We start from the raw sequence: 12,921 nt of genomic DNA on the forward strand, positions 1-12,921 counted from the left end.
CTTTAATCTTTTTTAGATTCTGATTTTTTACTCGCAATCAGCTTATCCAAGTAACGAATAATCTTAATCTTGCGCTGAATCACTTGATCCATCACGTGCGTGACATCACCTAGAATACGTTTAATATCGTCCTCAGAGAGGCCTGAGAGAGCATTCGCTGATACTTCATCGCTGTCAGTCAACTCAGAGTTTTCTGTCTGTGCTATTACGCTAGCAGCAGCGGCTCGGCCACTTTGTAGTGAACCAGAAAGTTCTTCGCCCATCTCACCAATCACAGCGTCAATATCTTTCATTGTGATTTCTGAAAGATCCTCCAGAAAGGCATACAAGAAAAGGCGATCTGCAAAGATGTTAATTTTGCGCGGTACCCCACCGGTATATTCTGTGATTTTATCGAAGATGCCAGTCTCTAGCGAAGGGCGTCCGCTCCAACCGGCCTGGGTTAAACGATGTTCAATATACCCATGAACCTCTTCTGAAGAAAACGGACGCAAATGGCACGATGCAATAATACGTTGTCTAAATTGTTCCATCTCCGGTAACTCAATGATCGGTTTCAGCTCCTCCTGACCTAACAAGAAGCTCTGAATCAATGGGCGATCATTCATTTGGAAATTGGACAACATTCTCAACTCTTCGACCGTTTCGGCCGGAAGATTCTGTGCTTCGTCCACCACCAGCAAGGCTCGTTTACCCTGCCGATTCAGTTGGTGTAAGAAATCTTCCAAGCGTTTAAGAATGTCGGCCTTACTTAAACCCTCAACATCAATGTTGAATTGCGCCCCCACTAAACGAACTAATTCATCAGGGTTCAAGCGTGTTGTCGCGATTTGAGCTGCTACGATAGAGCTATCGAGTGATGCAAGAAGGCTGCGCGCAATGGTGGTTTTGCCGGTACCAATTGGCCCAGTCACAACAATAAACCCTTCCCCTTGAGAAAGGCCGTATTGAAGATAAGCAACGGCTCTATCGTGATGTGCGCTAGAAAAGAAATATTTAGGGTCAGGACTTAACTTGAATGGTTTGTCACTCAAGCCAAAGTGTTCTTCGTACATGTTTTAAAACCGTTTGGTGAGGTTAGCAAAGACCCTATTTTCGTCGTATTTGAAGTTCTCTATGTTCGAACTCCGGTTTGCAAAACGATAACCATAATCAATCGACAGCGATTTTCGGAACGAATGATTCGCTCTCAATTCGAAAGTTCGATAATAGTCTTTTTGATCATCACCAACTGTTCGATCGAATTTATATTGGTCGTAATTCGCAGACGCTGATAATCGGGTCGTACGCGTCAGCTGATGCGAGTATTTCGCATTCACACCGTACGAATCGTCATTGGTGGTTTTACCGTCGTCATTATCATCACGCTCTTTCTCTTGAGCACGAATTGAAACACTGAACGAGCCGCGCTTTAAGGCCAAACTAGACGTCCAGTCCAACGTTCGGTTAATCGAGTAGTTGGCTAAATCTTCATCACCAGAAAAGAATTCACGGTCGAAGCTCGACGGCGTTTCACGATAATTAATGGAATTGGTCCAACGCTTGCTTCGGTGCTTCAAACGAAAGGTATATGAATCACCAAAGAAGCGTTGCTCGTATTCAAAGTAAATAGTGGTTCTTGGGGTCGGTTTAAGGTTGACCTTACCGCCCCAGTAGTCATCTTGGTCGCCTTCAACAACGTGGTTATAGGTGAGTTCGAAGTACGAGCGGCGATCAATGTAGTATCTCAAACCGGGGCCAACCGACGCATATTTGCGCTCTCGGTCTGCATCTCCATCACGGCCCTTCTCATCATACTGCTCACCGCGATAATCTAGGAATGGAGCAAAACCTTCATATTGTGCAAGCCCCAATTTACCTTGAATACGATGGGATTGGTTATAACGGTCATCTTCACGCGATTCATCACGATCGTAATCGTAGTTGGCCGACCAAAAGTAGTTGTCGACCTGTCGCCCATCGGACAAATCTAAATTGGCACCGTAACTGTAGCTATTCCCTTCGTCATCGGCTGCGTCACGAACTTTCGCATCAACTCCACCTTTGATACCCACATTGCCACGGTTACCATTGGTATAATCCACGCCCACACCTGCATTACGGTTAGAAACCGTATCGCCGGTTAAGAAATCGTTGTTTGCATTTCGAGCCTGAGAACGAGCGACTTCACTGATGTCGGCATTGACCTTGCCGGAGAAACCACTGCGCCCGAGTTTATTTTTAGCAGAAAAATTAAGCTCATTAAAAAAATCGTTTCGATCAGAGTCGTGGCTATAAAAGGCTTGGGTGCCTTTGTAAGTTAAATCAACGCTTCCGCCGTTACCTTTCACTTTCGCTTTAAGGCCAGCCGAGGTTGTGCCCACGGTGCTAGTCTCAGTGTCGGAACCTTCAAGATTCACGTTGTCAGTGTAGGTCACTCCAGCATCAACCAGCGGAGTCACTTCTACCTTGGCAGCGTATGCACTCACAGATAAGCTGCCCAGTACCGCGGCAGCTAAAGGTTTAAGAGCGTTTATCTTTTTCGGCGTTAGATTCATTGTGTCCATACCCATAGCCATACCCGTAACCATATCCGGAGTTACTAAACGCCCCGCGAACCATCTTATTAACCACAAAGCCAATGGCTAAGTCTCGGTCTAGATCTTTAATTGCGTCTTTTACTTCAGACATTTTTGTTTTGTCTTGCTCTACAACAACGATCACTTGACCCACAAGACGCGCCAACACTTGCGTTTCGTTAATACCGATTAATGGCGGGCAATCGAACACCACCACGCGATCGGTGTAACGTTCTGCTAACTCTTGTGCCAGCACCATCATTTTTTCACTGGTCAACAATTCGTTACTTAAGTCGTGAGGCATGCCTGCTGGCATCACACGCAAATTGTCAATTGTGGTGGGGTAAATCACGTCTGCAACAGAGTTTACTTCGCCACTCAAGTACTCCATGAGGCCTTTCTTGGGCGGAATTTCAAACGTATTCATGACGCTCGGCTTGAGAACATCGGCGTCAACCAGCAACACCGTCTTGTCTTTCTCTAACGCGATACTCAAAGCAAGATTGATGGCGGTAAAGGTCTTACCTTCGTTTGGATTCGCACTAGACACCATGATCAAGTTGCCATTTTTATGCGATGCCGCGCCCGAACCAAACGCATTGGTGAGCAGTTTAAGTTTAATGTTTCGGAACTCGTCACGAATGCGGCGCGCCGAAGCTGACGTGGTGATCATGCCCAACTCATCGAGCTGCTGCTCTTGAATTTGCAGTGTTTCAGTCTGGCCACCTTGCGGTACTACCACGCTAGATTCCGAAGCACTAGTTGCAGTCGCAGTCTGAGCTTCTGATTCAGGTTGGCCTTGCTGAGCCAATTTTTGCTTTGCCTTCATTGCATTTAAGGCTTTTTCAATTGTACTCACAGTGCCCCCAACCCATTAACGAAGATTTTGTCGTGCCAGCTGTGATTTGAATTCACAACAACGAATAAAACAAAGACCGAAATCAATGCCACGTTGGCAGCAATAAATATTCTCGTTTTACGTTTTTCCCAGACTTGTAGACCCGAGTTTTCTGTTGCTGAAACCATGCCCAATACCGGCAAATCAGTAAGCTTCGTAAGTTGGCGTTGGCTAGTCACAACAGGCGACAAAATACTAAACACGAATGACAACGCTCCGCCAAGAACAATACTCAACACTAATACACCCACAAGCATTGGAACCCGAGCTGGGCCGGATGGCGTTAGGCGGAGTTTGGCAGGTTCAAGTACACGGAACGAGATGGACTCTGTCGACTGATCGACTTTTTCCGACATCATGGCCGATTCTTTACGACTCAATAACTCGTAATACTTATCTTTGGTAATGCCGTAGCTACGGTTTAAACCGGTTAAACGAGCTTGAACATCAGGCACTTCGTTCAAGTTACTTGTCAGCTCTTCTACTTGGCTTACGTATTTGTCTCGGCGAACTTCAAGCGCCGCAACTTTATTCTCAAGATTGTTCACCGTGGCTTTTAAATCTTGGAAGTACGGATTAGACTCCATTGAACCACTGCTCAGACGACCACTTAAATAATCTCTCTTCTGCGCCATTAAGCCTTCAAGACGTTTCCGAGTTTCCGATACTTCGGGGTGCTGATCGGTAAATCGCACACTTAAGTCGTCCAAACGAAGCTGCAATGAAGCAATACGGTCATCATACTGAGTGCGCACAGAGCTCATGTCAGACGCGACAATCTCAGATTCACCATCAAGCTGAGCGCGGGCTGACTTAAGTTCTGTTTGCGTTTCTTGCAACACTAACTCAGCTTGCTCCAAGCGTGATTTCGCACTTTCAAGTTCGTTGTAGTAACTGCCTTGATTATTCACGATGAACGCAGCATTCTGTTTTTTGAACTCGGCCAAACGTCGTTCGTCTTGAACCAAGCGGCGTTCATAATCAGAGATTTGTTCGTCTAAGAATTTTTGAGCTTGGTCGGAATCCAACCGCTTTTCACCCAACGTATTTTCAATGAATACGCTAATACCGCCTTCAACAAGCTTTTGAGCTTGCACAGGATCTGCACCGTTAAACGAAACAGTGTATATATTCTGGCGCCCGGAGGAACGAATTCGAAGGCCCGACTTAATAGTTCTCAGCAACGCGTCATATTCTGCTTTTGAGCTAGTTTCTAAATCTGCATCTGCTGCACGCGCAATCTTTTCTAAATTATCACGTGTGGTAATGGTTTTAAGAATCAAACTCAACTCCTGATTAGGATCGGTTTGAATCGCAATACCGCGCAGCAAAGGCTTTAGCATTGATCGAGTGTCTGCGAATACTTTCGCCGTAGAAGAATACTGATTAGGCATCATTGACACGAACATCCACCCCAAAGGGCAGATGATCCAAGTTGCAATCAGTATGTAGCGTCGTTTCAGCCAGATACCACGAAGGTACTGAAACAATTCATCAAAAATATCTTGCATGGTTCAAACTGCTCTCTTGCGTGGTTTAGAACCAAGCTTCAGGAATAATAATGATGTCACCCGGAAGCAAATCTACGTTCGCTGCGATGTCGCCATCACGCACTAAGGTGTCGAGTTGGACGTTGTATTCTTTCTGAACACCGTTCTCAACACGAATCAAGGTCGCTTTATCGCCATTCGCAAAGTCAGTTAAACCACCTACTTTGATCATCAAATCAAGTAGGGTCATGTGCTGCTTGTAATTCACGGCTTTGGGCTGAAGAGCTTCACCAATGACGCGAACTTGTTCGCTATATGGCCCAACAAAGCCACCCACAGTAACCGTTACAATTGGATCACGTATGTATTTTGCTAACGATTGTTCTAATTCACGTGCCAACTGAGTTGGCGTGCGCCCAGAAACAGGAATATCTTCCACTAGCGAAGTACTGATCATTCCGTCAGGACGAACTTGAAAGCCACCCGATATTTCAGGGTTACGCCATACAAAAATGTTCAGCGAATCCCCTGGGCCAATCAGGTAACGATAATTCTCGATGTTAGTCGTCAACGATGCATGAGTTGACGCTTGAGGAAGTGACGGCTTGTCACTTGTGGCGCAACCAACAAGACCTGTTAGTGCAATAAAACCAGCAATAATAGCTACTGTTTTGTTTAGAACTTTAATTTTCATGGCGAATTCCATCACGCTTTGATTGAGTGACTCAGGGTCAAAATACTCCTAAGTGCGCCCATGTTAATGCCCTCGGGTTAAAAATGTAAATCAAATATGTATGAATTTTTGCGCTGACGCCAATACCACCGATGATGACAACAATGCTTTAACAATGATCAAATATCTTTATACTAGTGCTTGCAAACGTCGCCATAAGAACCAGGGAAGAGAATGACGAGCGCCCGATTTCATGACATACACTCAGGTACCCGACTTCTATTTATCGTAGAGTTAATCGTACTTACAGCCATTTACTTGGTTGGACTAGAAGCAGATAGAACGTACTTTCCAGACGCTATTCCAAAATATTGGGAAGGCAAATTAGTACTTCACTTTGCCCTATTTGTATTCCCAATTCAGCTCAGTATCCTATCTGTAGGACTCTATAACCGCAAAATGCGCGAGACATTTCGCGGCGTAATTCGCCGTATGTTTGTCTCTATTGCATTGGGATATTTCATTTCAACTGCCATTTACGGACTCACGCCAGCAGAAGTATTGCCCGGTAATGTTCGCGAGTGGTCATGCTTAGCCGCCTTTATAAGCTTGGTCTTGATCCGCTACATGGCTGTGACCTTGCGCTACCAACATATGGGCCGCCAACGCGTTCTAATCCTGGGTGCAGGTGAGCGTGCAAGTATCATTGAACGCCGTATGCGCCGCCGTGCCGACCGTGTAAGCTTTGATCTGGTTGGCTTTGTGAAAATGCGTGGCGATGCCGAAAAAGGCATTGAGAGCGATCCAATCATCGAACTCAACACATCGCTTGAAGCCTATGTGTTTGAGAATAAGGTCGATGAAATTGTTGTCGCATCTGACGAACGCCGTTCCAACCTGCCGGTAGACAGCTTATTTCACTGTAAGCTTCATGGCGTAGAAATTACCGATATTCTTGACTTCATTGAGCGAGAAACTGGTCAAATCGCGGTTAATTTAATCTACCCATCTTGGGTGATTTACAGCAATGGCTTTCAAAGCAACAACTACTTACGCAATGCATTCGATTGGTTGTTCAATGGCGTGTTGGCAATTTTCTTACTCGCCATCACGTGGCCGTTTATGTTACTCACCGCCATTCTCATCAAAATAGAAGATGGCCTACGCTCGCCGGTGTTTTATTCGCAAGAACGAATCGGCCTGAATGGACGCCCGTTTAAAATAGTTAAATTCCGCAGTATGACCACTGACGCAGAAAAGAACGGTGCTCAAATGGCCACCAAAGGCGACGCTCGTGTCACGCGTGTGGGTAACTTTATTCGCAAATACAGAATTGACGAGTTACCCCAGCTTTATAATGTACTCCGCGGAGAAATGGGCTTTGTTGGGCCGCGTCCAGAGCGTCCGTACTTTGTGCGCGAGTTAGTGCTCAGCATTCCTTATTACAACCAACGCCACAACGTTAAACCCGGCCTCACCGGTTGGGCTCAGCTGAAATATCCTTATGGGAGTACCGAGGAAGATTCGCTAGAGAAGCTGAAGTTTGATTTGTATTACATCAAACACCGTAGCTTTCTACTCGACCTACTCATTTTGGTTCGAACTCTCGAAATCGTAATCTTTGGTAAAGGCATTTAAGTTCAGGTCTATGATGAAGCAGCAACCATCCATGATTAATGCCATGACAGTCGATGTGGAAGATTACTTCCACGTTTCGGCATTTGCAGGCCAAGTTGACATCAAAGACTGGGGCGATCGCTTCCCGCTTCGTGTCGAAGCCAGCACGCGCAAAACGCTCGATTTGTTCGCAAAGCACAATGTGAAAGCGACATTTTTCATTCTAGGTTGGGTGGCGGAGCGCTGCCCAGACTTAATCAAAGACATTGCCGCACAAGGCCATGAAATTGCATGTCACGGCTACGCCCATCAACGTGCAACACAGCAAGATCGCGAAACATTTACCCAAGATGTAGCGCGCTGTAAAAACTTTCTCGAACAGCTGACTGGGCAAAAAGTAGTCGGATACCGGGCTCCAAGCTTTTCGTTCGACACCACCAATGAATGGGCGTTCGACGTGCTCCGTGAGTTAGGGTTTACTTACAGTAGTAGCACTTACCCAGTGAAACACGACTTATATGGTGTGCCAGATTGGCCGCGCTTCAAACATGAACGCCCAGAAGGCATCACTGAAGTGCCTATCCCGACGACTTATCTCGGTAAACGCTCCATCCCTATTGGCGGCGGCGGTTATTTCCGGCTGTATCCCTATGCATTAAGTAATAAGCTTATTCATCGGTTTATCGACACCGAACAACAGCCATATAGCTTTTATTTTCATCCGTGGGAACTCGACCCCGATCAACCCCGTATGGAAGGAGCGCCCCTAAAGTCTCGCTTTCGTCACTATTTAAATCTACATCGCATGGAGTCCCGACTCAGTCGGTTGCTGACCGATTTTCGTTGGTCAACCATGAAGGATGCTTATCAGATAGGTTTGTAACAAATGCAGCAACTACTCATCAGGACGATGCAACAACATGAAATGGACGCATGGGATGCCTACGTCGATCAGCACAGCCAAGGCTCCTTCTTTCACTTAAGTGGTTGGCAGCGCATTGCACGCGAAGTGTTTGGCCATACACCACACTATCTTGTTGCATTAGACCATGACGCGATTGTTGGCGTACTCCCTTTAGTTGAACAAAAGAGTCGCCTATTTGGTCACGCTCTGATCTCAACCCCATTTTGTGTGTACGGCGGCATTCTATCTAACGATGAATCGATTCGAGAAGCGCTTGAAGACAAATCCGTTGAGTTGGGTCACCAGCTTGGCGTGGACTTTGTTGAACTGCGAGATCGCTACGCTGCGGAAATACGCGCACCGTGGCAGATACATTGTAAGCACGTCACGATTGGCTGTGACATTGCTGAATCGCCAGACGCTATTTTGGCCGGAGTAAAGAAGAAGCAACGTGCGGTCCTTCGTCACTCTATGAAAAATGAACTCAGCTTCAGCGTTACGCCGGATGCAGATACCTGTTATGACATTTATGCCGAAAGTGTTCGCAACCTAGGGACTCCAGTATTTACCGACAAATTGTTTAGTGCGCTTATGGACGTTTTTCCAGAGCGTAGTGAGACGCTTGTGGTGCGCAACAAAGAACAAAAAGCGGTATCGGCCGTGCTTAGCTTTTATTATAAAAACCAAGTTTTGCCCTATTACGGCGGCGGCTTATTCGAAGCTCGCGGTCTAAAAAGCAATGACTACATGTACTATCAACTCATGTGTCATGCTCAAACCAAAGGCTGCGACTACTTTGATTTTGGTCGGAGTAAGCTCGATTCTGGCTCTTATAAATACAAAAAACATTGGGGCATGCCAGAACAAACATTGCACTATCGCTTTGCGCTCATTAAAGCCGATGCGCTGCCAAATTTGTCGCCGAACAATCCCAAATATAAATTGCTGATTAACACATGGCAGAAATTGCCCGTTTTCATCAGCCGAATGATTGGCCCAATGATCTCTAAGTACTTGGGGTAATCTCAATGAAACAACCACTACTCTATTTATGTCACCGAATTCCATATCCGCCGAATAAAGGCGATAAGATTCGCTCATTTAACCAGCTTGTTTACCTAGCAAAGCACTACGAAATCTACTTGGGTTGCTTTGTTGATGACCCCAGTGACATGGCGTACATGCGCGAACTTTCCCAGTACGTTCAAGGCATGAACGTGCTGCCGCTCAGCAAACGTCAAGCCACGTTTCGTGGCTTAACGTCTTTCTTCACGGGCGATCCGATTACATTGCCGTATTACTTTGACCAACGCATGTCGCTTTGGGTCAGTAATACGCTGGCGAACTTCCAAATCAAAAATATTTTGGTGTTTAGCTCATCTATGGCTCAGTACGTAGACAGCCCTCAATACGACATGCTGCATCGCGTAGTTGACTTTGTTGATCTTGACTCTGACAAGTGGCGCCAATACGCCGACAACAAAGTATTTCCAATGCGCCAAGTTTATCAACGCGAATACCGTAAGCTGTTGAAATATGAACAGGACACGTCGGCAAATTTCGATGCCAGCGTGTTCATCTCATCACTCGAGGTAGATTTATTTAATGAGCTCAGTGGTGCCCATAGCAACGCGAAGGTTCATGCGGTGGGCAACGGTGTTGATTTAGCGTTTTTTGATCCGAAGGTCACCAACTTCGACCCCTCTTTGCGCAGTGGACACCCGACCATCGTTTTCACCGGCGCCATGGATTATTGGGCCAATGTGGATGCAGTACGCTGGTTCGTAAAACACGTGTGGCCACTCATCACGAAGCGAGTGCGCAACCCTCGTTTGATGATTGTGGGTGGTAATCCCACCGATAAAGTCAAAGAATTGGAAGCGTTCGACGGCGTAGAAGTCACCGGACGCGTAAAAGACATTCGCCAGTATATTCAAGCGGGCTGGGTCTCAGTTGCGCCCATGCGAATCGCTCGTGGCGTTCAGAATAAAGTCCTTGAAGCCATGGCGATGGAAGTGCCCGTTGTGGCGTCGTCACTCGCAATGGAGGGCCTTGAACAGCCAACAGGTTGCGATGTGGCCGTTGCCGACGAGCCACAAGAGTTTGCAGATGCGGTGGTTGAACGACTGCAACAACGGACGACTTCGGCCAAAAACCGCAAGTGGGTCGAAGAACATTATCAATGGAACGCACAACTCGCTTTATTGCATGATTTGTTGGAGTGTTCGAAATGAATCAACAATCGGCCAAAGCACTTTCGTTTGTCGTTATCCTAATCAGCGTTTGGCTTGCCGCATTTTCTGATGCTTTGCTCAGTATGGTGGCCATTTGGGATCGCTCAGACACCTTTGCTCATGGCTACATTGTTTATCCTATTTCGTTGTATTTAATTTGGCGACGACGCTTTTTATTGCAAGAAGCTACGTATAACACCAATTGGTTAGCACTGATCCCTTTGATGGGCTGCTCCGCCCTTTGGTTAGCCGCAGAAGTAGTTGGCATTCAGGTATTAGCACAACTCGCAGCGGTCGCTTGGTTGCCATTTGCATTGTGGGCCCTCTTCGGCAACGCACTGATTAAAATTATCTGGTTTCCGCTATGTTACCTGATTTTTGCAGTTCCCATGGGCGAAGAGCTAATCCCGCAACTGCAAATTATCACAGCCGACATCACGGTATTTTTACTGCAGTTGACTGGCATTGCGGTCTATCGAGACGGTTTATATATTGCAGTTCCCGGAGGTTTATTTGAGGTCGCCGTTGCTTGTTCTGGCATTCGTTATCTCATTGCCTCCATTGCATTGGGCACGCTGTACGCTCACCTGCAATTTCATTCCATCAAGCGCCAATTCTTATTCGTACTGCTGTCGGCCATTGTGCCTATTATTGCCAACGGTATTCGTGCGTACATTATTGTCATTTTGGCCTACGCCAGTGACATGGCACTCGCAACAGGCGTCGACCACCTCATTTACGGGTGGTTATTCTTCGGCTTAGTCATGTTCTTGTTATTTTGGTTTGGCAGCTACTGGCAGCAACCCACGGCTGAACCGAAAAAATGCGCCACTTCGCTCGCCCAATTCGCCAATCCGATTCAACGGCTAACCATTGGTGTTGTAGTGATGATTACGCTGGTCGCGGGTGTAACATATGAAAATCATATTAAAAGCCAGCAACCGCCTGCGCATGTTTTAAATACTACAGCGTTGAACCAATATTTCACCGCATCCTCGCTGACATCTTGGCAGCCTAAATTTTTAAATGCCGACAGTTACTTTGAAGGCAAAGGCAATTTTGCTGAGCAGGAAGTTCAAGTCTATATCGCATTTTTTGGGCATAGCAGCCAAGACAAAGAGCTGATTAATGCCACCCACCTCATTTTTAATCACGAAGCATGGACACCAGAACGTCATCGTCGTGTGCAGTTGGGTGACATCGACGCTGGATTCATCAACTTAACGTCAGCGTTTTCCGACAAAGTCGACTTAGCATATTGGTATCAGCTTGACGGACTTGCGTCGCCAGCGAAAAGTAAAATTAAAATCGAGCAAGCAATACGCACACTTCGCTCTGAATCCAATTCAGGCATGGTGGTCATTCTCGCAACACCGCACTCAAATGAGAGTCAGTCGGCTCTGACACAAGCCGCTACCGCCATCCGAAATATTGATGAGGCGTGGCACGGTGGTTGAGTCAAAACAACTGCATATTTGTCATTTAGTCTATCGCTTCGATGTCGGTGGATTAGAGCGGGTACTATTGAATTGCGTGCAGAAGCTGCCCGAGTCCGACTATCGTCATAGTATTATTGCTCTCACTGACATTGGCGAATTTGCCCAGCAGTTGCCAGCCAACGTCGACACGTTTGCCCTACATAAAGCAGCCGGCAAAGACTTGTCGTCACATAAAAAGCTCTATCAACTGCTACGTCAGTGCAAGCCCGATGTTTTGCACAGTTACAACTTAGCGACCATGGAATATCATCCAGCAGCGATGATGGCGGGCGTAAAAAAGCGTATTCATGTTGAGCATGGCCGCGACATTTATGATCCACAAGGTACTAACAAGAAATATCAGTGGCTCAGGCGCCTCATCACGCCATTTGTGCACCGAGTGGTTGCCGTATCAGATGAACTCAACCAATGGCTGTTGCATGTTGTAAAGCTACCGGCTTCAAAAGTAAGGCTGGTATACAACGGAATCGATACCGACCATTTTGCACCCCAAGCCGAAAACCATTTGCCTTTAGTCATTGGCAGTGTAGCTCGATTGTCACCCATTAAAGACCAAGCGAGCATGCTCAACGCCTTTGCTTTATTGCTAGAGCAATGGCCAAGTGAACAGCTCAAACCTCAATTGAATATTGCAGGGGACGGCGAGTTAATGCCCGCGCTACGACAACAAGCTGCGCAGTTAAATATTACTGATGATGTGGTATTTTTAGGTCATCAAACAGACATGCGGCCGCATTATCATAGCTTCGACATATTCACCTTGTCGTCGTTAGCCGAAGGCATTCCAATGACGGTACTAGAAGCAATGGCGTCAGGTTTACCCATTGTTGCAACCCACGTTGGAGGGCTGCCCGAGCTGGTATCAAACAACGGTACACTGGTACCAGTTCAAGATCCACAAGCGTTAGCAAACGCTTGGCTGAACCTGCTTGAGAATCATCAAGATCGCTTGGCCGCAGGGCAGCATAGCCGAGAACGAGTTGTTCGCGATTTCAGCGAAATCGCAATGATTGGCGCGTATCAAAAAATTTATCATGGAGAGCAATGA

11 protein-coding genes are annotated in these 12,921 nt (G+C 46.5%); 6 read left to right on the forward strand and 5 right to left on the reverse strand.

The genetic code is table 11. The annotated features are described in order from the left end of the window. Positions 1 to 2: 2 nt before the first annotated feature. The 5 genes from NAF29_RS17610 to NAF29_RS17630 are packed head-to-tail and all read right to left on the reverse strand — an operon-like array spanning position 3 to position 5,640. Positions 3 to 1,055, reverse strand: a complete 1,053-nt coding sequence (locus NAF29_RS17610) for an XrtA/PEP-CTERM system-associated ATPase (RefSeq protein ID WP_251262945.1) — start codon at positions 1,053 to 1,055, stop codon at positions 3 to 5. Positions 1,056 to 1,058: 3 nt separating this feature from the next. Then, positions 1,059 to 2,546, reverse strand: coding sequence for a TIGR03016 family PEP-CTERM system-associated outer membrane protein (locus NAF29_RS17615; protein WP_251262946.1), 1,488 nt, complete (start codon positions 2,544 to 2,546; stop codon positions 1,059 to 1,061). Next, positions 2,503 to 3,417, reverse strand: coding sequence for an XrtA-associated tyrosine autokinase (locus NAF29_RS17620; RefSeq protein WP_251262947.1), 915 nt, complete (start codon positions 3,415 to 3,417; stop codon positions 2,503 to 2,505). Before NAF29_RS17620 ends, NAF29_RS17615 begins: the two co-directional genes overlap by 44 nt. Next, positions 3,414 to 4,967, reverse strand: a complete 1,554-nt coding sequence (locus NAF29_RS17625; protein ID WP_251262948.1) for an XrtA system polysaccharide chain length determinant — start codon at positions 4,965 to 4,967, stop codon at positions 3,414 to 3,416. The genes NAF29_RS17620 and NAF29_RS17625 overlap by 4 nt, the downstream gene beginning before the upstream one ends. A 25-nt stretch (positions 4,968 to 4,992) precedes the next feature. Next, complete coding sequence (locus tag NAF29_RS17630; protein WP_251262949.1) at positions 4,993 to 5,640, reverse strand: XrtA/PEP-CTERM system exopolysaccharide export protein; 648 nt, start codon at positions 5,638 to 5,640, stop codon at positions 4,993 to 4,995. A 213-nt stretch (positions 5,641 to 5,853) separates the two neighbouring features. On the opposite strand from NAF29_RS17630, the gene NAF29_RS17635 reads away from it, so the two are divergent. From NAF29_RS17635 to NAF29_RS17660, 6 genes are read left to right on the forward strand one after another with little or no spacing between them, the layout of a single operon-like run. Continuing rightward, complete coding sequence (locus NAF29_RS17635) at positions 5,854 to 7,257, forward strand: TIGR03013 family XrtA/PEP-CTERM system glycosyltransferase (RefSeq protein WP_251262950.1); 1,404 nt, start codon at positions 5,854 to 5,856, stop codon at positions 7,255 to 7,257. A 10-nt stretch (positions 7,258 to 7,267) separates the two neighbouring features. After that, entirely contained in the window at positions 7,268 to 8,119 is an 852-nt protein-coding gene (locus NAF29_RS17640; protein WP_251262951.1) for an XrtA system polysaccharide deacetylase, read from the forward strand. A gap of 3 nt (positions 8,120 to 8,122) precedes the next feature. Then, the gene (locus NAF29_RS17645) at positions 8,123 to 9,163 is read left to right on the forward strand and encodes a FemAB family XrtA/PEP-CTERM system-associated protein (RefSeq protein ID WP_251262952.1); all 1,041 of its coding nucleotides are present in this window, start codon (positions 8,123 to 8,125) and stop codon (positions 9,161 to 9,163) included. A 5-nt stretch (positions 9,164 to 9,168) separates the two neighbouring features. Next, a complete protein-coding gene (locus tag NAF29_RS17650) occupies positions 9,169 to 10,374 on the forward strand; it encodes a TIGR03087 family PEP-CTERM/XrtA system glycosyltransferase (RefSeq protein WP_251262953.1) in 1,206 nt (401 codons plus the stop codon). After that, positions 10,371 to 11,831, forward strand: coding sequence for an exosortase A (gene xrtA / locus NAF29_RS17655; RefSeq protein WP_251262954.1), 1,461 nt, complete (start codon positions 10,371 to 10,373; stop codon positions 11,829 to 11,831). The genes NAF29_RS17650 and xrtA overlap by 4 nt, the downstream gene beginning before the upstream one ends. Further along, positions 11,824 to 12,921 (forward strand): TIGR03088 family PEP-CTERM/XrtA system glycosyltransferase, encoded by a 1,098-nt coding sequence (locus NAF29_RS17660; RefSeq protein ID WP_251262955.1) that lies wholly within the window; start codon positions 11,824 to 11,826, stop codon positions 12,919 to 12,921. Before xrtA ends, NAF29_RS17660 begins: the two co-directional genes overlap by 8 nt.

It is taken from the genome of Echinimonas agarilytica (assembly GCF_023703465.1).
Classification (GTDB): domain Bacteria; phylum Pseudomonadota; class Gammaproteobacteria; order Enterobacterales; family Neiellaceae; genus Echinimonas; species Echinimonas agarilytica.

What these genes read in the sequence shown, in the direction of transcription:
- NAF29_RS17630 (WP_251262949.1), bottom strand. Translation starts at nt 5,640, where the DNA reads ATGAAAATTAAAGTTCTAAACAAAACAGTAGCTATTATTGCTGGTTTT.
- NAF29_RS17635 (WP_251262950.1), top strand. Translation starts at nt 5,854, where the DNA reads ATGACGAGCGCCCGATTTCATGACATACACTCAGGTACCCGACTTCTA.
- NAF29_RS17615 (WP_251262946.1), bottom strand. Translation starts at nt 2,546, where the DNA reads ATGGACACAATGAATCTAACGCCGAAAAAGATAAACGCTCTTAAACCT.
- xrtA (WP_251262954.1), top strand. Translation starts at nt 10,371, where the DNA reads ATGAATCAACAATCGGCCAAAGCACTTTCGTTTGTCGTTATCCTAATC.
- NAF29_RS17625 (WP_251262948.1), bottom strand. Translation starts at nt 4,967, where the DNA reads ATGCAAGATATTTTTGATGAATTGTTTCAGTACCTTCGTGGTATCTGG.
- NAF29_RS17640 (WP_251262951.1), top strand. Translation starts at nt 7,268, where the DNA reads ATGATGAAGCAGCAACCATCCATGATTAATGCCATGACAGTCGATGTG.
- NAF29_RS17610 (WP_251262945.1), bottom strand. Translation starts at nt 1,055, where the DNA reads ATGTACGAAGAACACTTTGGCTTGAGTGACAAACCATTCAAGTTAAGT.
- NAF29_RS17650 (WP_251262953.1), top strand. Translation starts at nt 9,169, where the DNA reads ATGAAACAACCACTACTCTATTTATGTCACCGAATTCCATATCCGCCG.
- NAF29_RS17645 (WP_251262952.1), top strand. Translation starts at nt 8,123, where the DNA reads ATGCAGCAACTACTCATCAGGACGATGCAACAACATGAAATGGACGCA.